Genomic DNA, 24,994 nt, shown 5'->3' with positions numbered 1-24,994 from the left:
GGGACCGCCGGACCTGCCGTGGACGGCTCGCGCGGGCGAGGCTTGTGGTGCCAGACCGGAAGACCTCAGCGCAGCAGCAGAGAAGGAGCGACCATGCCGCAGTACCTCTCGCCCGGCGTGTACGTGGAGGAGGTCCAGACCGGTGCGCGCCCGATCGAGGGGGTCGGCACCGCGGTGGCGGCCTTCGTCGGGTTCGCCGAACGAGGTCCGTTCCACGAGCCGACCCGGGTCGCCAACTGGAACCAGTACGTGCGCGAGTTCGGCGGCTTCGTCGAGGACGCCTACCTGCCGCACGCCGTCTACGGCTACTTCGCCAACGGCGGCGGCGCGGCGTACGTGGTGCGGGTGGGTGGTCCGGCGGGTGACGCGGACGCCGAGCCCGCCGCCGCGACGCCGGTGGCGCTGGGCGGGTTGCGGGTCTCCGCGCTGCCCTCCGCCGGTGCGGACATCACCGTGGAGGTCGCGGACGCCGATGGCGAGAACCCGCCGGAGGACCGCTTCAAGCTGCTGGTCCGCCAGGGCGACAAGGTCGTGGAGACCTTCGACGTGTCGACCCGCAGGAACTTGAAGAACTACGTGGTGACGCAGGTGGCCGAGCGGTCGAAGCTGATCGAGGTCGCCGAGCGGTCGTCCAGCGCGTTGGCCCGGCCGGACAAGCAGTCGGTGGCGCTGCCCGCGCCGAAGGCGCCCAAGCCCGTGACGCTGGACGCGCAGGAGTACGTCGGCGACGCGGCGGCGCGGACCGGGTTCGGCGGCTTGGAGAACGTGGACGAGGTCACCATGGTGGCGGTGCCCGACCTGATGAGCGCCTTCCAGCGCGGGTTGATCGACCTGGAGGGCGTGCAGACCGTGCAGGCGGCCGTCATCTCGCACTGCGAGCAGATGGGCGACCGGGTCGCGGTGCTGGACGCGCCGCCCGGCATGTCGGCGCAGCGGGTGCACAAGTGGCGCATGGAGGAGGCGAACCACGACTCCCGCTACGCCACGCTGTACTACCCGTGGATCAAGGTGTTCGACCCGGCGGGCGGTCGGAACACGCTCGTGCCGCCGTCCGGTCACGTCGCCGGGGTGTGGGCGCGCAGCGACGCCGAGCGGGGCGTGCACAAGGCTCCGGCCAACGAGGTGATCCGGGGTGCGGTGGACCTGGAGCTCGCGCTGAGCAAGAGCGAGCAGGACCTGCTGAACCCGGTGGGCGTCAACTGCGTGCGCACGTTCCCCGGTCGGGGCATCCGCATCTGGGGTGCGCGGACGCTGTCGTCCGACCCGGCGTGGCGCTACCTGAACGTGCGGCGGCTGTTCAACTTCCTGGAGGAGTCGATCCTCCTGGGCACGCAGTGGGTCGTGTTCGAGCCGAACGACGACCGACTGTGGGCGGGCATCCGGCGCAACATCACCGCGTTCCTCACCGAGCAATGGCGTCAGGGCGCGTTGTTCGGCCGCACGCCGGACGAGGCGTTCTACGTCAAGTGCGACCGGGACAACAACCCGCCGGAGTCGGTGGACCTCGGCCAGGTGGTGTGCGAGATCGGTGTCGCGCCGGTCAAGCCCGCCGAGTTCGTGGTCTTCCGGCTCTCCCAGTTCTCCGACAACACCAGCCTCGTCAACGAGTAGCACCGAAAGGCGGCACCAGCCATGGCAGATGGCGACGCTCTCTCCACCCACATCTTCGGCCTCCAGCTCGGCGCGTACATGGTCGAGTCGTTGCAGGAGGTCAGCGGGGTGACCATCGAGGAGGACGTGGTCGAGATCTCGCAGGTGACCCCGCAGGGCAAGCCGTTGTTGCGCAAGCAGCCCGGTGCGCGCAAGGGCGGCGAGATCACCGTCACCCGGGGGATGGACAAGAGCAAGGAGTTCACCAAGTGGCTCAAGGAGACGGTGAACAAGGGTGACGTCGAGACGGCGCGCCAGAACATCACCATCGAGATCATGAACAGCAAGGGCGAGACCGAGCGGCGGCTGAACCTGGTCAACGGGTGGGTCAGCAAGTGGGAGGGCCCGTCGTTGAAGGCGGGCGAGTCGAGCGCCGCGATCGAGAAGGTGACCATCACCTTCGAGGACATCACCCTGGAGGACTGATGAGGCGACGGGTGATCGGGCTGGACTCGTTGGACGAGCTGGCCGAGCCGGTCGAGCCGGCGGGCGGCGCGCAGCGGACGGCGGTGGCGCGGGAACCCGCGCTGCGCACCGAGTTCGACTTCGAGCTGCCGCGCGGGTACGTGGACGCGGAGGGCGTCGTCCACCGCACCGGGCGGATGCGCCTGGCGACGGCGCGGGACGAGCTGCGGCCGCAGATCGACCTGCGGGTCAAGGAGAACCCGGGCTACCTGAGCGTGCTGCTGCTCAGCATGGTGATCACCGAGCTGGGCGCGGTCGACGAGGTGAACGTGGGCGTGGTGGAGCGGATGTACGCCACGGACATCGCGTTCCTGCAGGACTTCTACCGGCGGATCAACAGCGAGGGGCACACCCGCGCCGGGGTGACGTGCCCGTCGTGCGGCAGCGGGTTCGAGGTCGACCTGGCCGGTGGTCGCCTGGGGGAATCGTGACGTACGCGGCCGACCGGCTGCACGAGGAGGTCGCGTACGTGGCCTACCACTTCCACTGGCAACGGGAGCAGATCCTCGACCTGGAGCACCACGAGCGCAGGCGCTGGGTCCGCGAGATCGCACGGATCAACACGAGGGTGAACGAAGGGGGGTGACCTGATGGGCTTCTGGGACAGGTTCCGCCGCAAGCCGGCGGCCGGGACGACGGCGTCGATGCCGGTGCGACGTCCTCCGGCCGGTGGTTGGCGCGCGGTCCGGCCGATGGAGGGCGTGATCGGGCGGGCGGGCATCGCGGTGGGTGACGGGCTGCGGTTCCGGGGTGGGTTGGCTTCGTGGCAAAACCACGTGGTCGGCGGGCAGTTGGGTCACGCCGTGCTGCCCGGTGCCCCGGCGGGGGTGATGCACGGCGTTGCCCGGCACACCGGGGAGCCCGTCGCGCACTCGGGGAACGACCGGCTCACGGTCGCCTTGCGGCCGGGACCGGAGGGTGCCGGTTCCGGCGCGGCCGGGTCGGGGGGCGGGGCGGCGGTGAGGCCCGAGCCGGTGACCGCTCAACGGTCCACTTCCACGCCGGAGCCGACTGTGCAGCGGTCAGCAGTCGCGCCGGAGCCGGTCGCACAGCGGTCGGCAGTGACGGCCACACCGCCGGTTCCCCGGCAGACAGGGGCCACGGTCACGCCGCCCGGTCCGCAGCAGGCAGCAACCACGGTCACGCCACCGGCTTCGCAGCAGGCAGTGGCTACGCCGGTGGCCGCGGTCAAGGAGCGATCAGCGACCACCCCGGTGCCGGTGCTCGGGCAGCAGGTGGTCGGGCAGGGGATGGTCGGGCAGCAGGCTGGGGTTACGGCCGCACCGGCGGCCGTCCAGCGGTCGGCCGCCACGCCGATCCTGCCGGTCACGGAGCACCCAGTGGACACCCCGACGCCGCCGATCGCCCGGCAGCCATCGCCCGACCCCGCACCGGTGATCGCCCAGCGGTCGGTGAAGACGCCGCCGGTGGAGGAGCAGTCAGCGGCCGGCTCCGTCCCGGCGGTCACTCAGCAGCCCACGACCACGCCGGCGCCGGTCGTCGCCCAGCGGTCGGTGGACCCGGCGGACCCGCCGGTCGACCGGCAGCCCGCGGTCACCCCGGCACCGGTGGTGGCGCAGCACCCGACGGTTACCCGGATGCCGCTGGTCACGCAGCGGTCGGTGGACGCGGAGTACTCGGCGGCCACCCCGGTGCCGACGGACGGGCGGCACTCGGCAGGAACTGCGGGGCCGACGGTCACCCCGGTGTCCGCGGTCGTGCAGCGGGCGGCGGAGATCTCGGGGCCGGTGGTCGGCCAGGGGTCGGCCGAAACTTCAAGGCCGGTAGTCGCCCGAGGGTCGGCCGAGACTTCAAGGCCGGTGATCGCCCGGGGGCCGGCCGAGACTTCGAGGCCGGTGGTCACCCGGGGGTCGGCGGAGACTGTGGTGCCGGTGGTCGCCCGGAAGTCGGCAGCCGCTCCGGGGGCGGCGGTTGGTCGGCGGTCGACGACCGGGCCGGTGCCCGTGCGACCCCTCGGCACACCGTTGACCGTGGCACGGCGCGAGGTGACGCCATTGCGGCCGATCCCGGTCGCCGGCGCGATGGCCACGCCGGTGGTGCAGCGCCGGACGGTCCCCGAACCGGTCACAGCACACCCGCCGACGGCGCCCCTTCTCGCCGAGCCGGCAGCAGTCACGCCGACCGAACCGACGCGCCCGCCGCTCCCGCCGCCGGAATCAGCCGAGTCTTCGGCCGGAGAAGCCACTCCGGTGCTTCAGAGCCCCAGCCCGTCCACGGCGTCGAGCGGAACCTCACGGCCCGTCGCACCGAACAACGAGCGGAGCCGGGTGGACGTGCAGCGTGCACCGCGATCCGGGCCGCTCCTGGGGGAACCACTCGCGCAGATGCCCGCCACCGCCGTGGTGCAGCGCCGGTCGCCCGAACCCGGCCACGGTCCGGCGGACAACGTCGTCCAGCGGAAGTCGGGAACAGGCCCGTCCCTGGGCGAACCACTCGCCGCGATCCCGACCGGCGCGGTGGTGCAGCGCAACGCGGTGACCGAGCCGAGCGCACCACCGCCACCGTCACCCCTGCCGTCACCCGATCAGGTACGACTGCCGGTCGTCGCCCTGACCCGCCCGCCCGTCCAGCGCCACACCGCCACCGCACCGCTGATCACCCAACGGCCACTGGTCTTCCCCACCACCACCGGCCCGACACCGGCCACACCCCGAACGGTCCCGGTTCGGTGGAGTTCCGCGGCGCACGAGAGCAGGGCGCACGTGCAGCGCGCTGTGGCCCGCCCAACGCCCCCGGTGGACCTGCCCGAGGTGGCACCCGACCGGCCGATCGCCCCGGCCTACCCGCCGGTCGTCGTCGCGCCGCCGAAGCCCGTCCCGCGAGCGCCCGCCGCCCCGCAGGCCACCACGCGACCGACCACCGTCCAGCGAGCCCGGAACCAGCCGGCGAAGGCCAAGCAGCGCAAGAACGCCGACCAGCCCAAGCCACCCCCACCGGACCGCGCCGACCTCGACGACCTCGCCCGCCGGCTGCTCGAACCGGTCGGCCGGCTCCTGCGCGCCGAGCTGCGCCAAGGCCGCGAACGCGCCGGCCTCCTGCACGACCGCCGCCGATGACCGGCCCCGACCCGGGCCCACCACCAGGAGGAACCGATGTCCGACACGCTCTTCGCGACCAGCGTCTTCTTCCGGCTCTCGATAGCGGGCAACGACCTGGGCGCGTTCCACACCTGTGACGGCATGGGCGCGGAGATGGAGGTGGAGCAGTTCACCGAGGGCGGCAACAACGGGTTCGCCTGGCAGCTCCCGTCCCGGATCACCTGGTCCAACATCACGCTGACCCGACCGGTCACGGCGGACACCGCCAAGGTCGTCAAGTGGCTCAACGAGGTCATCAAGAAGGTCGAGCGCAAGGACGGCGAGATCGTGGCCCTCACCCCGGACGGCGAGCGGATCGCGGGGTGGCAGGTGCAGGGCATCGTCCCGGTGCGGTGGCAGGGGCCGTCGTTCGACCCGTCCAGCTCCCAGGCCGCCGTGGAGACGCTGGAGATCGCCCACGAAGGCATCGACGCTTCCTGAGAGGAGGACGGCCGTGGCACGCAAGACGAGCCTCACCCGCGCCCAGCTGGTGATCATGGAACCGCCGGCGCAGGCGGGCGCGAAGCCGGGGGCGGTGTTGGCCTCGGTGAAGTTCCAGTTCAACCCGAGCACGCTGGCGCTGAGCAAGAACACGGAGTGGCGGCGCAACCCGTCCCGCATGGCCGGTGAGACGTCGACGCCGGAATTCCTCGGCAGCGGGCCGCGCAGCCTGTCGGTGGACGTGTTCCTCGACGCCACGGCCACGCACGACAACTCGGTGGAGACCAGGGTGGAGCAGTTGCTGCTGGCCTGCGTGCCCACCAAGAAGAGCCTGGCCGCGAACAAGCCCGCGAGCCCGTGGGTGCGGTTCGAGTGGGGCACGTCGAAGACCACGTCGTTCGACGGCGTGATGGCGAACCTGTCGGTGGACTACTCGCTGTTCGACGTGGACGGGCGGCCCCTGCGGGCGACGTGCTCGCTGTCGATCGAGGAGGCCGGTGAGGACACGCCCGGCCAGAACCCGACGTCCGGGTCGCGGGAGGCGCGCCGGGTGCACCGGGTCGTGGCCGGCGACAGCCTGCCGCAGCTCGCGTGGCGCGAGTACGGCGACGCGACGGCCTGGCGGGTCATCGCCGAGGCGAACGACATCGACGACCCGATGCGGCTCGTGCCGGGCGCGGAGCTGCTGGTGCCCGCGGTGGAGGAGGTCCGGTGACGGGGGCGGTCGGCAAGTCGTTCCGGTCGTTCGCGGCCGACCCGGTCGTCAAGGCCGGTTCGCTGACGAAGACGTGGGAGACACGGCTGGTGAGCTGCGTGGTGGACGAGAACGTCGGGCTGCCCGACGTGGCGGTGCTGACCTACCGGGACGGCGACAACGAGCTGCTGAGGTCGGCGGACATCACGATCGGCACGCCGTTGACGGTGTCGGTGGTGGCGGTCGAGTCCAAGGCGCAGGAGCAGCTGTTCGGCGGCGAGGTCACGGCGCTGGAGAAGGACAGCGACTCGACCGGGTCGTTCACCGTGATCCGGGCGATGAGCATGGCGCACCGGCTGTTCCGCGGCCGGCGGGTGGAGGCGTTCTGCAACCTCACCGCCGCCGAGGTGGTGCGCAAGGTCGCCCGGAACGCCGGGCTGACCGTGGGCCGCGTCCAGGTCTCGTCCGTCACGTACGCGCAGCTCAGCCAGGCGGGCACCTCGGACTGGGACTTCCTGCAACGGCTGGCCCACGAGCACGGGGTGTCCGTGCAGGTGGACGACACCGGCAAGCTGGAGCTGCTCAAGCCCGCGCCGGCGGCGGGCGCGCCGGGTGCGGGCACGCCCAGCCCCCTGGTGCTGCGGCACGGCGACCTGCTGTCCCTGCGCGCCTCGTTGACCAGCTCCGACCGGGTGGACGCGGTCGAAGTGCGGGCCTGGGACGTGGTGACCAAGAAGGCGCTGGTCGCGGTCGAGCCGGCGGTCCGCAGCACGACGGTGGTGCCGGAGCTCAAGCCGTCCGTCGCCGGGAAGCGGGCCACGATGCTGGTCGCGGACACGCCGTACGCGACCCGGGCGGAGACCGACGTCGCCGCGCGGTCGCTGGCCGCGGCGGTCAGCGCCGGGTACGCCGAGGTGGAGGCGGTCGTCAAGGGCCACCCGAAGCTGCGGGCGGGCGTGCCGATCTCGGTGACCAACGCGGGCAAGGCGTTCAACGGCGTCTACACCGCCACGTCGGTGCGGCACGTCCTGGACCCGCACGAGGGCTACCGCAGCACGGTCACGGTGAGCGGTTCGCCGGACCGGTCGCTGGCCGGGTTGGCCCTCGGCGGCACCGCGGCCTCCCGCACGCCGCGCATGCCGGGCCTGGCCACCGGGATCGTCACCGACATCCGGGAGCCGGGCAACGGCCAGCGCGGCTGGGTCCGGCTGAAGTTCCCGTGGCTGGACGACGTGTACGTCACCGACTGGGTGCGCACCGTGCAGTGGGGCGGCATCAACGGCGGCGGGGTGTTCAGCCCGGAGGTCAACGACGAGGTGCTGGTCGGCTTCGAGCAGGGCAGCCTGGACCGCCCGTACGTCATCGGCGGGCTCTACAACGGCGTCGACAAGCCGTCGGCGCACGACGTGCCGCTGGTGGACCCCACGAAGGGCGGGGTGAACCGCCGGTCGCTGGTGTCGCGCTCGGGCAACCGGCTCGAACTGCTGGACAGCCCCACGACGGCCGGCGTGCGGTTGCAGACCGGCGACAAGCGCGTGGACATCACGATGGACGAGAAGACCGGGAGCGTGGACATCGAGGTCCGCACGCCGCAGGGCGCGCAGGTCCTCGGCTCCATCAGCATGACGCCCAGGGGGATCACGGTCGACGCGAGGAACGGCGACCTGGTGCTGAAGGGCCACACCGTGTCGGTCGAGGCCCGGACGTCGGTGTCCGTGCGGGGCGCCACCGAGGCGTCCGTGGACGGCGGCGTCAAGGCCGTGCTCAAGGGCCGGATCGTCGAGATCAACTGACCGCACCACACCGAGGGAGACCAGCATGCCCCCCGCTGCCCGGCTGGGTGACAAGACGTCGCACGGCGGTTCCATCGGCACGCCGCCCGCCGCGGTGGCCGCCGTGGTGGCCACCGTCCTGATCGAGGGCAAGCCCGCCGCGGTGGGCGGCAGCCTCCACGTGTGCGTCGTGCCCAAGGACGCCGTCATGGGCCCGTTGAACGTGGTCAAGCCCCGCCCCGCCGGCCAGGTGCGCATCGCCGGGGTCGTCGCGGCCCGGGTCGGCGACACCACCACCTGCAACGCCAACGTCCTCTCCGGGGCGTTGACCGTCCACATCGGAGGGTTGTGATGAGCGGGAGCTTCATCGGGCGCGGCTGGGGCTTCCCGCTGCGCACCGGGCCCACCGGCGGCATCGGCATGGTCGACCGCGAGCAGGAGGTCACCGAGGCGATCCGGCTCGTGCTGGGCACCGCGCCGGGCGAGCGGCCGATGCGCCCGGAGTTCGGCTGCGGCATCCACGAGCACGTGTTCGCGTCGGCCGACGACACCACGGCGGGCCACGTCGCCCGCGAGGTGCGCGCCGCGCTGGACCGGTGGGAACCGCGCATCGAGGTCGACGACGTGGTGGTCGCGTTCGACGCGGTCGACGTCGGCACGCTCTACATCGACGTGCGCTACACCATCCGGTCCACCAACGACCGGCGCAACCTGGTCTTCCCCTTCTACACCATCCCGGACGAGGGGAGCGCGGAGTAGATGGCACTGCCCGCACCCAACCTGGACGACCGGCGGTTCCAGCAGCTCGTGGACGAGGCCAAGCGGTACGTCCAGCAGAGCTGTCCGGAGTGGACGGACCACAACGTGTCCGACCCCGGCGTCACGCTCATCGAGACGTTCGCGCAGATGGTGGACCAGCTCGTCTACCGGCTCAACCGGGTGCCCGAGCGCAACCACCTGGCGTTCCTGGACCTGCTGGGCATCACCCTGTTCCCGCCCACGGCCGCGCGGGCGGACGTCACGTTCCGGCTGTCCGCGCCCCAGCCGCAGACCGTCGTGCTGCCCGTCGGCACCGAGGTCGCCACCGCGCGCTCGGAGAACGCCGAGGCGGTCGTGTTCGCCACGACCGACGAGCTGGCCGTGGTGCCGTGCTCGGTGGGGCGGCTGGTCACCCGGGCCGCGTCGGGCGAGCACGCCGACCGCACCCGGGACCTGGAAGCGGGCCAGGACGTGCGCTGCTTCCAGACCGCGCCGGCGCCCGGCGACGCGACGCTGTTCGGGCTGTCGGCCGCGGTGCCGCGCTGCGTGGTGGTGCTGCGGCTGGACAGCCGGGTGGAGGGCATCGGCGTGGACCCCCGGCAGCCGCCGCTGGTGTGGGAGGCGTGGACCGGGCAGGACTGGACGCCGTGCGAGGTGGACGAGGACAGCACGGGTGGGCTGAACCGGCCCGGCGACGTGGTGCTGCACGTGCCCGCCGGGCACACCGAGTCCGTGGTGGCGGGGCACCGCGCGGGCTGGGTGCGCTGCCGGGTCACCGAGCCGGTGCGCGAGCAGCCGTTCTACTCGGAGTCGCCGACCGTGCGCCAGGCCGAGGCGTTCACCATCGGCGGCACCACCGCCGCCGAGCACGCCGAGACCGAGCGCGACGTGCTGCTGGGCGAGACGGCGGGCGTGCCGGGTCAGCGGTTCACCGTGCCGCGCTCCCCCGTGCTGCTGGACGGCGACCCGGTGGTGGTGCGGGTGTCGGCGGGCGACGGGTGGCAGGACTGGGCCGTGGTGGACCACTTCGGGGCGTCCGGGCCGGACGACCGGCACGTGGTGCTGGACGCGGTGCGCGGCGAGTTCCAGTTCCCGCCCGCGGTGCGCGAGGCCGACGGGACGTTGCGCCGCTACGGCGCGGTGCCGCCCAAGGGGTCGGTGGTGCAGGTGCCCCGGTACCGCACGGGCGGCGGTCGGGCGGGCAACGTGGCGCGCGGCACGATCTCGGTGCTGCGCAGCTCCGTGCCCTACGTGGCGTCGGTGGAGAACCGGGAAGCCGCGCGCGGCGGCGTCGACGGCGAGACCGTGGCCGAGGCGAAGGTCCGCGCGCCGCACCAGCTGCGGGTGCAGGAGCGGGCGGTGACGGCCGAGGACCACGAGCACATCGCCCGGCTGGCCGCGCCGTCGCTGGCCCGGGTGCGGTGCCTGCCCGACGGGCCCGGCGCGGCCCGCGTGCTCGTGGTGCCCGACGCCGTCGCCGACCAGGGCGACCGGCTGCGGTTCGAGCAGTTGGTGCCCACCGAGGAGGTGGTGTCGGCGGTGGCCGCGCGGTTGGACGAGCGGCGGCTGCTCGGCACCCGGCTGGTCGTGGAGCCGCCCCGCTACCAGGGCGTCACCGTCGTCGCACGGGTGGCCGCGCCGGGCGCGGAGGGCAACCGGGTGCGGGAGGACGCGCTGGACGCGTTGTACCGCTACCTCAACCCTCTGCGTGGCGGCACGGACGGCGCAGGGTGGGAGTTCGGCCGCCCGGTCCAGTACGGCGAGGTGTTCGCGGTGCTCCAAGGCGTGGCGGGTGTGCGGCTGGTGGAGGAGATCCGGTTGTTCCCGGCCGACCCGATCACCGGGGTCCGGGGCGCGCCCGTGGACCGGGTCGAGGTGGCGGCGAACGCGCTGGTGTTCTCCTACCAGCACCAGATCGTGGTGGCGGGGTCGTGAGCCGCGCCGCGCTGCCCGCGCTGCCCAGCCGGTACCCGCTGGGCGCGATGCTGCCCGCCCTGTACGCGGCGGACGACTTCGCGCAGCGGTTCACCTCCGGCCTGGACGCGGTGCTGTCCGCGATCCTGTCCACCCTGGACAACCTGCCGGAGTACTTCGACGCCGACCTCGCGCCCGCCGACTTCGTGGCCTGGCTGTCGTCCTGGGTGGCGGCGGACGCGGACCCGGCGTGGCCCGAGCCGCTGCGCCGCGAAGCCGTGCGACGGGCCGTCGAACTGCACCGGCTGCGCGGCACCGCGCGCGGCCTCGTGGCCCGGCTGGAGCTGTGCCTGGGCGTGCGGGCCGAGGTGGTCGACGGTCCGGGCGTGACGTGGTCCACGCGGCCCGGCGCCGGCCTGCCCGCCCGGCCGGACGTCGTCGCGGTGCGGGTGCGGCCGGGCCCGTCCGGCGCGGTGGACCGGGCGCGGGTGGAGGCGCTGGTCGAGGCCGCGCGCCCGCTGCACGTCACGTGCGCCGTCGAAGTGCTGCCGGGAAACGGGGACTGACATGCGCCTGTGCACCCAGTGCGGCGCGCCGATGCGCGACGCCGACGACTTCTGCGGCAACTGCGGCACCTACCTGGGGTGGGCCACCGACCCGTCGCCGCGGCCCGACGAACCCGGCCCCGAGGAGCGGCCCGGCCCCGTGCCACCCGGACGACCGGAGGCGCGGCGACCGCTGCCGAGCGCGGTCGAGGACGAGGTGGTCGTCGGACCGCCGTGCCCGGCGTGCGGGGTGGCCAACCCGCCGGGCCGCCGGTTCTGCCGCCGCTGCGCCACCCCGCTCACCCCGGAGGCGGACGGGGAACGCGGGCAGGCGCGACGACGGCGGGCGCGGTGGCACGGCGACACCTCGCGGTGGCTGCGCCGGCTCACCGCGCTGCTCGCGGTGCTGGTGCTGGTCGTGCTCGCGATCCTGTTCTACCCGGCGGCCGTGGCACTGGTCGAGGACGTGCGCGACAAGACGTCCACGCCGGTCGCGGTCGGCCCGAGCAGCAGCACCGCCACCGCCGAGGTGCCCGGCCACCCCGCGGCGGCGGCCGCGGACGGCCTGTCGAACCGGTACTGGGGCGCGACCGCGGTGGGCGACGCGGTCGAGTTCGGTTTCGCGTCACCGTTCCGGCTGCTGTCGGTGGTGGTGCACACGGGCGCGGGCGTGGAGGAGCAGGCGTTCACCGGGCAGGCGCGGGTCGCCGCGCTGGACATGGTCATCACCACGGCCGACGGGAGCAACCGCACCGTGCCGCTGCCGCTGGCCGACCGGGTCGGCCCGCAGCGCGTCGACACGGCGGTGAGCGACGTCGTGCGGGTGCGGCTGGTCGTGCGGGCCGTCGCCGGGCAGGGACCCGGGCGGCACATCGCGTTGGGCGAGGTGGAGTTCTTCCGCAGGCCCTGAGTGTCCATCGCAGACAGAACGGGAGCGGCACATGGACGTGGTAGTGGTCACCGGGTCGGCCGGTCTGGTCGGGGGTGAGGCCGTGCGGGCGTTCGCGCCCAGGTTCGACCTCGTCGTCGGCGTGGACAACGGCATGCGGCGCGACTTCTTCGGACCCGCGGGCTCCGTCGCGGACAACCTGGCGGCGGTCGAGCGCATCCCCAACTACCGGCACCACCGGGTGGACGTGCGCGACCACAGCGCGCTCGCCACCGTGCTCGGCGAGTACGGCACGGACGTGCGGCTGGTCGTGCACACCGCCGGGCAGCCCAGCGACGAGTGGGCCACCGGGCAGCCCCTGGTCGACCTGGGCGTGAACGCCGTCGGCACGATGAACCTCCTCGAAGCGGTCCGGCGGCACTGCCCGGAGGCGGTGGTCGTGCTGACGTCCACCACGAAGGTGTACGGCGACGTGCCCGACTCCCTGCCGCTGGTCGAGACCGCGACCCGGTGGGAGATCGACCCCTCCCACCCGTACCACGAGCACGGCATCGACGAGTCGCTGCGCGCGGACGGCGGGCGGCGGACGTTCTTCGGGGTGTCGAAGCTGGCCGCCGACCTGGCCGCCCAGTCGTACGCGGGGCTGCTGGGGCTGCGGGTCGGCGTGTTCCGCTGCGGAAGCGTGACCGGCGCCGGGCACGCGGGCGTGGAGCTGGACGGCTTCCTCTCGCACCTGGTGCGCAGCGCCGTGCGCGGTGCGGCGTTCCCGGTGATCGGGCACGGCGGCAAGCAGGTGCGCGACGTGCTCGACGCGCGGGACCTCGTGGAGATGTTCTGGCACTACTACCTCGACCCGAGACCCGGCGAGGTGTACCACGCCGGCGGCGGGCGGGAGCGCAGCGCGTCGATCGTGGAGCTGATCGCCCGGTACGAGTACGTGACCGGCCACGAGGTGCCGTTCGAGTACGTGCCCGAGCACCGGTTCGCCGACGTGCGGTGCTGGATCACCGACACCCGCAAGTTCCGCCGCGACTACGTCGACTGGCGGCCCGCGCACGACCTGGACGACATCGTGCGGTCGGTGCACCGGCGGTGGGTCGAGGTGGAGCGGTTCGGGCTGGACGGCTTCCCGGTGAGCCCTTGACCGGCGGAGCTCGTGCGGTGGACAGTTCAGGGGCGTTCTTCACGACGGTCCGCATCGCGTCCAGCGGGCGTGAAGAATCCTTGTAGAGGCGTTTCAGACCGCGTGAAGCCGCGACTCGCAGACTCGGTGGTGCAAGCCCGAGACTGTGGGAGGCAGCGGTGGAGCGAGTCCGGGTCGTCGTCCAGGCGGCGGATCACCTGAGCATGACGGGTCTGATCACCTATCTCGGTTCGAGGCCCGACGTGGAGCTGCTGGAGGGCACGCTGCACGCCAAGCCCGACGTGGTCGTCATGGCGGTCGGCAGGTTGGGCGCGGACGTGGTGACCCGCCTGCGCCGTGCCGCCGCGCAGGTCGGCGCGCCGGTGGTGCTGATCGTGGACGAGGTCGGCGAGTCCGACGTGCTGACGGCGGTGGAGTGCCGGATCGTGGCGATCCTGCCGCGGGCCGCGGTGAGCGAGCAGGTGGTGCTGCGCAGCGTCCTGTCGGCCGCGGCGGGCGGCGGCGTGATGCCGCCGAACATGGTGGCGGAGCTGCTGCGGCACGTGCGGCGGTTGCAGGAGCAGGTGCTGGCCCCGGAGGGCGGGCCGGACCGGCTGTCGGCCCGGGAGGTGAGCGTGCTGCGGCTGATGGCGGACGGGTTGGACACGGCCGAGATCGCGGGGCGGTTGTCGTACTCGGAGCGGACGATCAAGAACGTGTTCTACGGGATCACCGCGCGGCTGAACCTGCGCAACCGGCCGCACGCGGTCGCTTATGCGCTTCGGAAGGGGATGATCTGAGATGTTCGAGTCCGAACCGGCGGTCCGCGAGGACCGGGCCGCCCTGCGCCGGGTGGTCGACCTGGCCTTGCGGGGCCTCCGCGCCAAGTCCCGCGCACCTCACGCGGCCGGGGCGTCGGCCGGGGCGTCGGCCTTGGCGGCCAAGGGCCGGGGCGAGGCCCGGTGGGTGATGTCGTCGGACGGCGTGATCGACGCCCCGGCGGTCCTCTGGGAACCCCAACCGACCGAACCGTGAGCCGTGACCGTGGCCGCCGGAGATCACCCGAACGTGGCACAGGCGTCGGGGATGAATGGAAATGGCAGAATTGTTGCCAGGAAAAAGAAGGTGTGGCGCCACGGCACAGGAAGGAGACCCCCGCCGCAGAAGGACCCCACCCCTCTGCCTACCCCCAGCCCAGCCATCCACCCACCCCAGCCACCCGCCGCTTCCGCGACGCAGCGGCGGCCCCTACGGCGCTCCTCGACCCCCGAGCCGCGCGTGTGCACGGCCCGGGAGACCCGCGCCCCGGGCTGGCCATGCGCGGAGGTGGCGTCGAGACGGCCGACCGGAGCCGGTCGGCGGACACACACCCGCCAGCCGCACGGCGGCTCGGCGGGCAGGACAGCCGCACTGCGGGACGGTGCGGGTTCGGGTTCGACAGCCGGCCGCGTGGTCCCGCGAACTGTCCGTCCGGAGCCAACGGCCCGCGTGCAGGCCGTGCAGGCAACGGCCCACGGACTGTCGACGGCCAACGAGCAGCCGACGGCCACCGGCTTGCGCGCACCCGACGGTTTGCGTGCGGCCAACGGTGGGCGTGCGGCGGGGTTCAGCGGGGCCTTGGCGCGCCGCCGCGAGCCTCGGCGACCCGAGCGGCGGAGCGGCGGATGTCCCAGTGGGCGCCGAAGGTTTGGTACAGGCTCGTGGCTTCGTCGAGGACGGTCGTTGCGTCTTTCGGTTGGCCTCGGCCCGCCAGCAGCACGGCTTGGTCCTCCAGAGTCTGCGCCAGCTCGAACGTCCGTCCCACGGACCGGTAGTGGCTGATCACCGGCACCAGGCCCTCCGGGTCGGACGCCAGCACGCTGCGGCACCGCCGGGCCGCCGCCGCGGCGCGGGCGGCTTTGGTTTCCCTGGCCGCCTCGGCCTCGCACGCCTCGACGGCCGCGCGCGCCGTAGCCAGGTCGCCGCACGCCAACGCTTGCCGCACCAGCTCGGGCAGCCACTGGTGCCTCAGCATCATGTCCGCGTACCGGGTGTCGAGGATCGCGCCCAGCACCTCCACCGCCCCCTCGTGATCGCCTTCCCGGGCCGCCGCCATCGCCTGGGCCCCGATCAGGAAGTCGCAGTTCTCCCGGTACGCCTCGGTCACCAGCGGCAGGGTCAGGCCGGTGGTCAGGTGGTGGTCGAGCCGGGCGCCGTCGTCCCGGTGGGCGGCGATCAGGGCGACCACCCCGTGCAGCAGCACGGGCCCGCCCTCCCGCAGGCCGAAGCCGGTGAACTCCGGGTCGCCCACGACGGCCTCCAGCCGCGCCACGGCCTCGTCCCACCCGCCCAGCCAGAACTGGTGCACGGCGGCGGCCAGGTGCAGGCCCGCCACCGGTGTGCCGCGGCCGGCCAGTTCGAACGCGTCGCGCAGCGCCGACGTCGCGTCCTCCAGCCGGTCCAGGCACTGCAGCGTGAAGATGCGGTTGTCCAGCAACAACAGCCGCAGGTCGGTCAGGAGCACGTCGGTGCCGACCACGTCGAGCGCCTGGTCGAGGTAGGCGACGGCCCGCAGGTAGTCGCGGCGCACCGCCTCGACCTGCCACAGCACCTCCAGCGCCTGCCCGATGGCGAACGGGTCGGCGGCCCGCTCCCCCGCCTCGATCGCGGCCCGCGCGCTGACCTCGGCACCGTCCAGCTCACCGACGCCCGCCCGCTGCACCAGCGCCAGCAGCGACAGCAGCCGGGCCCGCCACATGTCCGACAGCACGGGATCGGCCAGCGCCTCCCGCGACGCCGCCACCGCCTCCTCGGCCCGCGCGCCCCGGTACGGCATGTACGCCAGCGTCCACCGCACCTCGGCGATCAGGTCCGGCGACCGCAGCCGCGGCAACGCGCGGCGTGCGTGCTCCTCGGCTTCCGCGTCACGCCCGATCCGGAACAGCGCGCTGCTCAGGTGCGCCATCAACGTCGCGTCGCGCTCGTCGCGCGCCACGGACGACCCCAGGCACCGTTGCAGCAGCTCGACCGCCACCAGCGGCGCGCGGTAGACCAGCGCGGGGCCCTGGTCGACCAGCCAGTCGACCACCCACGAGCCGACGTCGCCGGGCGCGGCCAGCAGTTGCTCGGCGACGTGGTCCACGGGCGCGCCGGACGCCGCGAGCGCTTGCGCGGCCTGCTGGTGCAGCGCGGTGCGCAGGGCGGCGGGCGTCCCCTCGTACAGGGCCTGGCGGATGAGCGGGTGCCGGAACGCCATGCGGGGGCCGGCGTCGCGCAGCACGCCCGCGGCGATGGCTTCCTCCAGCCGTGCGGCGAGGTCGAACACGGGTGTGCCGAGCACGACGGACAGGTCGCTCACCGCGAACTCGCCGCCGAGCAGGGCGGACCAGCGCAGCACCTCCCGGGTCGGGTCGGACAGGAAGTCCAGCCGGCCGGTCACCGCGGACACCAGCGACAGCGGCACGCGGTCCAGGGCATGCACGGTGACGTCGGCGATCCCGGTGTCTACCGCGACGACCCGTTCGCGGACGAGCGCGTCGGCGACCTCGCGCACGTACAGGGGGTTGCCGCCGGCGCGGGCGGCGATGCGGCGCAGGCCCGGTCCGGGGGACGCGCCGACGAGGCGGCCGACCAGGCCCGCCACCTCGGTGTCGGCGAGCGGGGCGAGGTCGAGGACCGCGCCGCCGCCCGACTCGACGTCGCGGCGCAGCCGGGCGACCTCGGCCCGGTACGGCACCGGGCGGGCCGCGCCGACCAGCAGCAGCGGCAGTCGCCGTGCCACGGTGGTGAGCCGGTGCCAGACCTGGGTGCTGGTCTCGTCGGACCACTGGAGGTCGTCGAGGGCGAACACCAGCGGTCCGTCCGCGCACAGCTGTTCCACCAGCGCCACCAGGCGGTCGACGGCGCCGAACACGGGGTCGGAGTCGGCGAAGATCGACCCGGCGGGTCGTTCCTGGCGCAACGCGCGGGCGGTGGCCGCCCGACGCGGGTCCGGCGAGTGGGTGTCGACGCCCAGGCAGTCCAGGACGAGGCGCAGCGGGAACCGGCTGCCCAGCTCGTCGGCCACCGCGTGGGCGACCTGGTGGCCGGCGCGGGCGGCCTGCTCCAGCAGGGCGGCCACCAGCGCGGACTTGCCGATGCCCAGTTCGCCCTCGATCCACAGCAGCCGGCCCGCGCCGGTGGTGACGTCGTCGACGGCCCGCCGCACGGCGGCCAGCTCGACGTCCCGCCCGACCAGCTCGGCGTCCGGGCCGGGTCCGGTGTCGCGGGTGGGCGGGCCGGTCCGCGCGGCGACGGCCGGGTCGCGTCCGGGCTCGGGGTCGGTGCCGCTGAGGATGTGCTCGTGCGCGGCGCGCAGCCGTCGTCCCGGTTCGACCTCGAGTTCCGCCACGAGGACCCGGCGCGCGTCGCGGAACACCTCCAGCGCCTCCGCGCTGCGCCCGGAGCGGTGCAGGGCCAGCATCAGCAGCTCGCGCGCCCGTTCGCGCAGCGGTTCCTCGGCGACGAGGGCGGCCAGCTCGGCGACGACTTCGGCGTGCGCGCCGGACGCCAGGGCGGCTTCGGCGTTGAGCTCCCGGGCGGTGGTGTGTGCCTCGCCGAGCCTGCGCCGCTGCGCGTCGGCGAACGGGCCGGTCAGCCCGGCCAGCGCTTCGCCGCGCCACAGCGACAGCGCCTCGTCGAGCGAGCGCCGGGCGGCGGCGGGGTCGCCGTCGGCGAGCTGCCGCCGGGCCCGGTCGCGCAACGACTCGAACGCGGCCACGTCCAGGCCGCCGTCCACCAGCAGGCGGTAGCCGGAGCCGACCGACACCAGCACGCGGGACGGTGTGCCGCGCGGCCGGTCCGGTTCCAGGGCCTTGCGGAGCGTGGAGACGTAGGTGTGGACGCTGCCCTCGGCGGTCGGCGGCGCGTCGTTGCCCCAGACGCCCGCGACGAGCTCGTCCCGCCCGACGCCGCCGGAGCGCAGTGCCAGCATCGCGAACAACGCGCGCGGCCGCGAGGAGCCGAGGTCCACCTCCCGCTCGCCCGACCAGGCGCGCACCGTGCCCAGCAGCTCGACCCGCAACGCGCCCGTCATCCCGCGCTCCGCCTCTCGTCCGACTCCCCGCCCGTGCACCACGCGACCCCGCTCCTCACCGCACCGCCCCTCACTCCGCCACCCGCCACCGCACCGCCCGCCCACCGCCTCGACCTTCGACCCTCACCGACCACCGACCCACCCGGCCCCCCGTCCCCCGCCCGACATCCGGGCCCGTGCCCGTCGCACGTCGTGCACCGCACCCAGTCGCTCGTAGCCGGCCACCGCCTCGTGGAACGCCGCCTCGCCCGCCTCCCGGTCGCCCCGCGCCGCCAGCAGCACCGCCGCGTCCTCCAACGCCTGCGCCAGCTCGACGGGCCGCCCCACCGCCCGGTAGCGGGCGACCGCGTCGAGCACCGGTCCCGGGTCGCCCTCCACCAGGCCGCGGCACCGGGCGTGCGCGGCGGACGCCCGCGCGGGCACGCGTTCCGCCGCGGCTTCCTCGGCGCACCCGGCCAGGGCCCGCGCCGCCACGTCCGACCGCCCGGTCAGCACGGCGAGCCGCGCCAGGTCGGGCAGCCACTGGTGCCGCAGCACCAGGTGGCCGGGCGGCGACGCGAGCAGCGGTTCCAGGACGGCGAAGACCTCGTCGGGGCGGCCGGCGGCCTCGGCCAGCACCGCCCGCGCGGCCGACAGGAAGTCGGCGTGCTCCCGGTCGGACGGGGTGACGGGCGGCTGCTCCTCCGCCGCGCGCAGGTGTTCCTCGGCTTGCCGGGTCCGGCCGCGGCGGGCGGCGACCAGCGCGGCCACGCCGTGCAGGAGCAGCGCCGGTCCCCGTTCCCGCAACGCGTGCCCGGCGCGGTCCGGGTCGTCGCGCAGGGCGTCGGCCCCGGCCCGCGCGCGGTCCCACCGGCCGCGCCAGTAGTGCTGCACGGCGGTGGTGGCGTGCAGTCCGGCCACGCCGGGGCCGGTCAGGTCGCGGGCCGCGCGCAGCACGTCCTCGGCTCCGTCCAGGCGGTCCAGGTTCTGGAGCGTGAACGCTCTGTTGTCCAGCAGCGCCGGTCGCAGCTCGCCGTCGTCCGCCGCCCGGGAGACCAGGTCGAGCGCGTTGTCGACCTGCCGCAACGCCTCCTCGTGGTCCCGGCGGACGGTGCCGACCTGCCACAGCGCTTGTCGCGCGTGGGCGGCGGCGATGTCGTCGTGCGCTTCCTCGGCCCGCCGCAACGCGCGGCGCGCGGTCGCCTCGGCCGCGTCGACGTCGCCGAGGCCGTCGCGCTGCACCACCGCCAGCAGCGACTCCAGGCGGGCCCGCCACACCGGTGGCACGGTGTCGTCCCGCACCGCCGCGCGCAACGCGGCCACGGCGTCGGTCACCTGGCCGTCCCGGTACTGGGCGTGGGCCAGGACCCAGCGCATGTCGGCGGCCCGTTCGGCGTCGCGGGTGCGGGCCAGCACGTACCTGGCCGCCGCGTGCGGCCGGCGGCCGAGCCGGAACAGCAGCCGGGCCAGCAGGGCGGCCAGCCGCTCGCGGTGTTCGGCGTCCACTGTGGACTGCGCGACCACGGCGTCGAGCAGCCCGGTGGCCCGGTCCGGCGCGGCGCGCGCGAGCGACGCGGCGTGCTCGACCAGCCAGTCGGCGGCCCACTCGTCGACCGCGCCGGGCGCCGCGGCCAGCTGGTCGACGACCAGGTCCACCGGCGCGCCGGCGGCGGCGAGCGCCCCGGCGGCCTGCCGGTGGAGCGCGGACCGGACACCGGAGGGCACGGACAGGTAGAGGGCGTCGCGGAGCACCGGGTGCCGGAACCTCAACCGCGGCCCGGTGTCGTCCAGCACGCCGGCGGTCGTCGCCTCCTCCACGGCGGCGACGAGGTCGGACGACGTGCGGCCCAACGCGGTGGCGGCGTCCCCGAGCGCGAACTCGCCGCCCAGCAGCGCCGCCGAGCGCAGCACGTCCGCGGTGGCCGGGGTCAGGAAGCCCAGCCTGCGGGTGAGCACCGACACCAGCGAGAACGGGAGTTCGCGGTCGGCGCACGGCGCGGTCTCGGCGAGGCCGTCGATTACCTGGACGGCGTCCTCGCGCATCAGGGCGTCGACCACGTCCTTGGTGTAGAGGGGGTTCCCGGCGGCCAGGTCGACCAGGCCGCGCAGGTTGCGGCCCGGTGGCCGGCCGAGCAGGCCGGTCAGCACGGCGGTGACGGAGTCGTCAGACAGCGGGCCGAGGTCGAGCGCGTGGCCGCCGGAGCCCGCGACCGCGCGCCGCGCCTGCTCCACGTCGGCCCGGCGCGGCACCGGCCGGGCGGCGGCGACGAGCAGCAGGGGCGAGCGGCGGGCCACCCGCAGGAGGCGGTGCCACAGCAGCACGCCGGCCTCGTCGACCCAGTGCAGGTCGTCCACCACGATCACCAGCGGCGCCTCGGCGGCCAGGTCGCGGACCAGGCCGAGCAGCCGTTCGATCACCGCCGGCACCGGGTCGTCGGCCCCGTCGGTCGGGCCGCGCAACGCGTGCGCCAGCGCGGCCCGGCGCGGGTCGGCGGAGGACTCGGTGACGTCGAGGCCGTCGAGCAGCACCCGCAGCGGTGTGCGCGGCCCGAACTCGTCGCCCGCCGCCCACGCGACCCGGCACCCGGCCTCGGCCGCGGCGGACAGCCCGGTGGCCAGCAGGGCGGACTTGCCGATGCCCGGCTCGCCGCCCACCCACACCGCGCCGCCGCGACCGGCGAGCAGGTCCGCCACGGCGCCGCGCAGCACGTCCACCTCGTCGTCCCGGCCGACGAACACGGCGGGTCGGATGATCGGTGAGGCGGCGACCCGCGGCGCCGGGGCGTCGTCGGCCTTGTCCTCCAGGACCGCGCGGTGCGCCTGCCGCAGGGCGGTGCCCGGTTCCATGCCCAGTTCCTCGACGAGCACGCGTCGCGCGTCGTGGTAGACCTCCAACGCCTCGGCCTGCCGCCCGGCGCGGTGCAGCGCGGTGATCAGCAGGGCGCGCAGCCCTTCGCGCACCGGGTGCTCGCGGGTCAGCGCCGCGAGGTCGGCGATCACGTCCTCGTGCCGGCCGACGGTCAGCGCCAGTTCCGCCCGGCGCTCCGCGGTGGCCAGCCGCAGCTCGTGCAGCCGGGACCGCTGCGTGCGCGCGAACGGCCCGGACACCCCGGACAGCGCCTCGCCGCGCCACAGGGCGTGCGCCTGGTCCAGTTCGGCCAGCGCCAGCGCCGGGTCGCGGTCGGCCAGTTCCCGGGCGCGTTCCCGGTGACGTTCGAACCGGTGCACGTCCACGCCGTCCACCGGCACCCGCAGGCAGTAGCCGGACCCGGCGGAGGTGAGCACCGCGCCGGTGGACCGCTTGGGCCGGTCCGGTTCCAGCGCCTGGCGCAGGCCGGAGACGTAGGTGTGCAGCCCGGCGGCGGCCGTCGCGGGCGGCGAGTCGCCCCACACGCCGTCGATCAGCTCGTCCTTGGACACCGTCTGCCCCGCCCGCAGGGCGAGCAGCGCGAACACGGCGCGGCGGCGGGCGGTGCCGAGGTCGACCTCCACCCCGTTGCGCCACGCCCGGACCGCGCCCAGCAGCTCCACCCGGACGGGGACGGGAACACCCGTCACCGCTTCCACCCGCGGCGGCCGGAATGCGCCGCCATTCGCGTGATTCCGCGTGAATGCGGCACCGGTTCCGTGTCGGAGTGCGCGCCGGAACCGCATCGGGTCACCACGACCCGAACACACGTCCGCCGGCGGGAAGAGAGTTCACCATGCGAGACGTATTCCACCGCAAAGGGAATGGAGTCCGCCGCGCAATCGACCGCCGCCATCGGACCACCACCCTCCTGAACCGTGCTGACCTGCGAGGACCGGCCGACTCACCGGACGGGCGCGATCCCCATCCCCCAACATAGCCACAGGGGCCGTGCCGGGTCGCCGGCCCGTGGCGGTGAACACCGACGAATCCCGGTCGGCTCGTCCGGGTTCCGCCGCGGGTCATGTGCGCCAATGCGGGGATGCCGGAGCAATCGGGTGCTCCACCCGGCCGAATTGCCGAACGCGCCGGGTTTTCGCAACATTTCAGGCGGAGCCGACCGAGCGGCGCGCGCCGGCCAGGTTGTTGCGGTAGGACACCGTGTCCGGGTGGTCGGATCCGAGGACGCGTTCGCAGCCGGCGACGGCGGCCTCGTAGAGCGGGATCGCCCGGCCGGCCTCGCCCGCGGACCAGAACGTGAAGGCGAGGTTGTTGAGGGAGGCCAGGGTGTCCGGGTGGTCCGGGCCCAGCACCCGCCCGCGGTCGGCGAGGACGGTCTCGTGCAACCGGATCGCCCGCCGGAAGTGGCCGATCGACCGGTAGGCGACGGCGAGGTTGTTGAGGGACACCAACGTGTCCGGGTGGTCCGGGCCCAGCACCCGCTCGCAGTCGGCCCGCACGGCTTCGAACAGCACGATCGCGCGCTCGACGTCCCCCGCGGCCCGGTAGGCGCCGGCGAGGTCGACGCGGGCGGTCAGCGTGCCCGGGTGGTCCGGGCCCAGCACCCGTTCGGAATCGGCCAGGGCCGCTTCGTACATCGGGATCGCCCGCGCCAGGTCACCCGCCGCGTGGTGGGCGCCGGCGAGGTTGTTGCGGATCGTCAGCGTCTTCGGGTGGTCGAACCCGAGCAGCCGCCGGGCGTCGGCGAGGTTGGTCTCGTGCAGCGCGATCGCCCGGTCCAGGCCGCCGGTGCTCCGGTGGACGTAGGCGACGTTGTTGCGGACGGTCAGCGTGTCCGGGTGGTCCGGGCCCAGCACGCGCTCGGTGTCGGCGAGGTTGGCCTCGTGCAGCCGGATCGCCTGCCGGGGGTCGCCCGCGGACCAGTGCGAGTAGGCCAGGTTGTTGCGGTAGCGCAAGGTGCGCGGGTCGTCGGGGCCGAGGACGCGCTCGGCGCCGCGGACTGCTCGGGTGAGGTGGGCGACGGCGGTCTTCGCGTCGCCTTGGGCGTTGAGGTACATGCCGAACTTGTCGAGCAACGCGCAGGTGTCGGCGGTGTCCGTGTCGGCGGTGGTGTGGTCGAACAGGGCGCGGGCGTGCGGCAGGAGCAGTTGGTGGTGGAGCCAGTCGGCAGGGTGCTGCGCGTCGAGGTCGGAGACGGCGGCGTGGAGGGTGGCGGTGGCGACCTCCCGGGCCGCGTCGACCACCCGGGCACGGCGGTGCGGGTCGTGCGGGTCGGGTGTGCGGGTGATGGCCTGGACGAGCCGGTGCACGGTGACGGTCGTGCCGGTGAGGGTGATCATGCTGTGCGCGGCCAGCCTGCCGAGCGCCTCCACCAGGTCGGGCTCGTCGGCGAGGCCGTCGAGCAGCGCGCGGGGCACGGCCTCGGGCGCCCACCACGCCAGCACCCGCAGCACGTGCCCGGCCAGGGGCGTGTCGGCGAGCCGGTCGAGGGTGACGCGCCAGATGCGGGCCGCGGTGCGCCGCGCGTCGCCGCCCTCCGCGGTCGCGGAGAACATCCGCGCCGGGTACCGGGCGAGCAGGTCCAGGTAGGTGGTCGGGGTGACCCGGGCCTGGGCGAGGTAGGCGGCGGCCTGCTCGACGGCCAGCGGCAGCCACCCCAGCTCCGCGCACAGCTCCTCCGCGCCGGCGAGGTCGGCGTCGGGCCACTCCGCCCGCACCAGGCCGGTCAGCAGCTCCACCGCCTCCGCCGGGTGCAGGGCGTCCAGCACCACGGTCTCGACGCCGCGCCAGCCCCGCCCCAGGCGGGACGTGATCAGCACGGTCCCGGTCCGCACCCGCGACAGCAGGCCGGCGGCGTCGGCGGGCGCGGTGAGGTTGTCCAGGACCAGCAGCCACTCGTCGTGTGTGGCCAGCCAGCGGGTGCCCAGCTCCACCCGCTCCTCCAGCGGCAGCCCCGCCGTCTCCGGCGCGACGGCCGCGGCCAGCTCCGCCAGCCCGGCGTCCAGCGCCGCGGGCGAGTCGGCCGTCACCCACCACACGAACCCGAACGCCTGCGCGTGCGACTCGGCGAACCGGGCGGCCAGCGTGCTCTTCCCGACCCCGCCGAGGCCGTGCACGGCCACCACGGCGGCGCGGCCGGAACCGGCGACGGCCTCGTCCAGGCGGGCCAGCTCCCGGTCGCGGCCCACGAACAGCCCCGGCACGACCGGGACCCGGCCCGCGGACCGCGGCGCCGACACCGACTCCATCGCCGGCACGCCGCGCCCCCGCGTCACGTGGACGGTGAGGTCCCCGGCCGCTTGCAGCACGTTCGCCCCGCCGGAGGCCACCGCGGTCTGCTCCACCGGGCCGCGCGGGCCGTCTCCACCGGAGTCCACCCGGACACGGTGACCACAACCCGGGCCGGCGCGCAACGCACAACTGCGGGTCTCACCAGTGCCGGTTGCAGCACTCCACGTGCAGCTCCGCGTACGGGCCGCGCCCGTCCCGCTTCCCGTGGCGCCCCATCCCGATCTCCGCGCAGCAATGCGTGCCGGGTGACGCGGCGAGGTGGGCCGGGCAGTCCTCGGCCGGCGCGCGCACCGCGTGAGCTCGGAGTTCGTAGGCGCGCCGGCTGCCTACCACGAACAGCGTGTCGGCCGCGATGGTCCAGCGGAGCCGGTCGCGGAACTCCCGGTGCGCGCTCTGCGCGTGCTCCTCCGGCTCGACCGGGCGGAACGGCGCGGGCGGGAGTTCCACCTTGT

The 24,994-nt window shown here is 74.6% G+C and carries 21 protein-coding genes; 16 read left to right on the top strand and 5 right to left on the bottom strand.

Annotated elements, in window-relative coordinates; translation table 11 throughout:
• The first annotated feature begins 93 nt into the window (after window positions 1-93).
• Genes ACIQMJ_RS28660 through ACIQMJ_RS28645 form a run of 4 tightly spaced genes read left to right on the top strand, consistent with a single transcriptional unit; the run spans window position 94 to window position 2,701 of the window.
• Window positions 94-1,611 (top strand): phage tail sheath family protein, encoded by a 1,518-nt coding sequence (locus ACIQMJ_RS28660; RefSeq protein ID WP_499764109.1) that lies wholly within the window; start codon window positions 94-96, stop codon window positions 1,609-1,611.
• A 21-nt stretch (window positions 1,612-1,632) separates the two neighbouring features.
• Window positions 1,633-2,076, top strand: a complete 444-nt coding sequence (locus ACIQMJ_RS28655) for a phage tail protein (RefSeq protein WP_033440650.1) — start codon at window positions 1,633-1,635, stop codon at window positions 2,074-2,076.
• Window positions 2,076-2,546, top strand: a complete 471-nt coding sequence (locus ACIQMJ_RS28650; protein ID WP_499764108.1) for a hypothetical protein — start codon at window positions 2,076-2,078, stop codon at window positions 2,544-2,546. The genes ACIQMJ_RS28655 and ACIQMJ_RS28650 overlap by 1 nt, the downstream gene beginning before the upstream one ends.
• Window positions 2,543-2,701 carry a DUF6760 family protein gene (locus tag ACIQMJ_RS28645; protein WP_181320139.1) on the top strand — a complete coding sequence of 53 codons (159 nt, stop codon included), beginning with the start codon at window positions 2,543-2,545 and terminating at the stop codon, window positions 2,699-2,701. Before ACIQMJ_RS28650 ends, ACIQMJ_RS28645 begins: the two co-directional genes overlap by 4 nt.
• 882 nt (window positions 2,702-3,583) lie before the next feature.
• Here the strand turns inward: ACIQMJ_RS28645 and ACIQMJ_RS28640 are convergent.
• A complete protein-coding gene (locus tag ACIQMJ_RS28640; protein ID WP_499764107.1) occupies window positions 3,584-3,817 on the bottom strand; it encodes a hypothetical protein in 234 nt (77 codons plus the stop codon).
• A gap of 643 nt (window positions 3,818-4,460) precedes the next feature.
• On the opposite strand from ACIQMJ_RS28640, the gene ACIQMJ_RS28635 reads away from it, so the two are divergent.
• The 12 genes from ACIQMJ_RS28635 (at window position 4,461) to ACIQMJ_RS28580 (ending at window position 14,385) form a co-directional block, all read left to right on the top strand.
• Entirely contained in the window at window positions 4,461-5,192 is a 732-nt protein-coding gene (locus tag ACIQMJ_RS28635) for a hypothetical protein (protein ID WP_499764106.1), read from the top strand.
• Window positions 5,193-5,228: 36 nt separating this feature from the next.
• Window positions 5,229-5,654 (top strand): phage tail protein, encoded by a 426-nt coding sequence (locus ACIQMJ_RS28630; protein ID WP_499764105.1) that lies wholly within the window; start codon window positions 5,229-5,231, stop codon window positions 5,652-5,654.
• A 13-nt stretch (window positions 5,655-5,667) separates the two neighbouring features.
• Window positions 5,668-6,369, top strand: coding sequence for a CIS tube protein (locus tag ACIQMJ_RS28625; protein WP_499764104.1), 702 nt, complete (start codon window positions 5,668-5,670; stop codon window positions 6,367-6,369).
• A complete protein-coding gene (locus tag ACIQMJ_RS28620; protein WP_499764103.1) occupies window positions 6,366-8,141 on the top strand; it encodes a VgrG-related protein in 1,776 nt (591 codons plus the stop codon). The genes ACIQMJ_RS28625 and ACIQMJ_RS28620 overlap by 4 nt, the downstream gene beginning before the upstream one ends.
• Window positions 8,142-8,166: 25 nt before the next feature.
• Window positions 8,167-8,472 (top strand): PAAR domain-containing protein, encoded by a 306-nt coding sequence (locus tag ACIQMJ_RS28615; RefSeq protein ID WP_499764102.1) that lies wholly within the window; start codon window positions 8,167-8,169, stop codon window positions 8,470-8,472.
• Window positions 8,472-8,879: a GPW/gp25 family protein gene (locus tag ACIQMJ_RS28610; RefSeq protein ID WP_499764101.1), complete on the top strand. Its 408-nt coding sequence runs from the start codon at window positions 8,472-8,474 to the stop codon at window positions 8,877-8,879. Before ACIQMJ_RS28615 ends, ACIQMJ_RS28610 begins: the two co-directional genes overlap by 1 nt.
• Window positions 8,880-10,814, top strand: a complete 1,935-nt coding sequence (locus ACIQMJ_RS28605; protein WP_499764100.1) for a putative baseplate assembly protein — start codon at window positions 8,880-8,882, stop codon at window positions 10,812-10,814.
• Window positions 10,811-11,359, top strand: a complete 549-nt coding sequence (locus ACIQMJ_RS28600) for a phage tail protein (protein ID WP_499764099.1) — start codon at window positions 10,811-10,813, stop codon at window positions 11,357-11,359. The genes ACIQMJ_RS28605 and ACIQMJ_RS28600 overlap by 4 nt, the downstream gene beginning before the upstream one ends.
• A gap of 1 nt (window position 11,360) precedes the next feature.
• Window positions 11,361-12,248: an NADase-type glycan-binding domain-containing protein gene (locus tag ACIQMJ_RS28595; RefSeq protein WP_499764098.1), complete on the top strand. Its 888-nt coding sequence runs from the start codon at window positions 11,361-11,363 to the stop codon at window positions 12,246-12,248.
• 31 nt (window positions 12,249-12,279) lie between these two features.
• A complete protein-coding gene (locus ACIQMJ_RS28590) occupies window positions 12,280-13,371 on the top strand; it encodes an NAD-dependent epimerase/dehydratase family protein (protein WP_499764097.1) in 1,092 nt (363 codons plus the stop codon).
• A 158-nt stretch (window positions 13,372-13,529) separates the two neighbouring features.
• On the top strand, window positions 13,530-14,150 hold the full coding sequence (locus tag ACIQMJ_RS28585) for a helix-turn-helix transcriptional regulator (RefSeq protein WP_499764096.1): 621 nt from the start codon (window positions 13,530-13,532) through the stop codon (window positions 14,148-14,150).
• 1 nt (window position 14,151) lies between these two features.
• Entirely contained in the window at window positions 14,152-14,385 is a 234-nt protein-coding gene (locus tag ACIQMJ_RS28580; RefSeq protein WP_499764095.1) for a hypothetical protein, read from the top strand.
• A 571-nt stretch (window positions 14,386-14,956) separates the two neighbouring features.
• Here ACIQMJ_RS28580 and ACIQMJ_RS28575 read toward each other — a convergent pair.
• From ACIQMJ_RS28575 to ACIQMJ_RS28560, 4 genes are all read right to left on the bottom strand, one after another.
• Window positions 14,957-18,403, bottom strand: a complete 3,447-nt coding sequence (locus ACIQMJ_RS28575; protein ID WP_499764094.1) for an ATP-binding protein — start codon at window positions 18,401-18,403, stop codon at window positions 14,957-14,959.
• Window positions 18,404-18,526: 123 nt separating this feature from the next.
• A complete protein-coding gene (locus ACIQMJ_RS28570; protein ID WP_499764093.1) occupies window positions 18,527-21,940 on the bottom strand; it encodes an ATP-binding protein in 3,414 nt (1,137 codons plus the stop codon).
• A gap of 456 nt (window positions 21,941-22,396) precedes the next feature.
• Entirely contained in the window at window positions 22,397-24,628 is a 2,232-nt protein-coding gene (locus tag ACIQMJ_RS28565) for a tetratricopeptide repeat protein (protein ID WP_499764092.1), read from the bottom strand.
• A gap of 52 nt (window positions 24,629-24,680) precedes the next feature.
• Window positions 24,681-24,989: a hypothetical protein gene (locus tag ACIQMJ_RS28560; RefSeq protein ID WP_499764091.1), complete on the bottom strand. Its 309-nt coding sequence runs from the start codon at window positions 24,987-24,989 to the stop codon at window positions 24,681-24,683.
• Window positions 24,990-24,994 lie beyond the last annotated feature (5 nt).

Origin of the sequence: Actinosynnema sp. NPDC091369 (genome assembly GCF_044757065.1) — a bacterium.
GTDB lineage: Bacteria > Actinomycetota > Actinomycetes > Mycobacteriales > Pseudonocardiaceae > Actinosynnema.
Note: the sequence above shows the minus strand (reverse complement) of the source record. Positions and strands in the feature narration are given on the sequence as shown.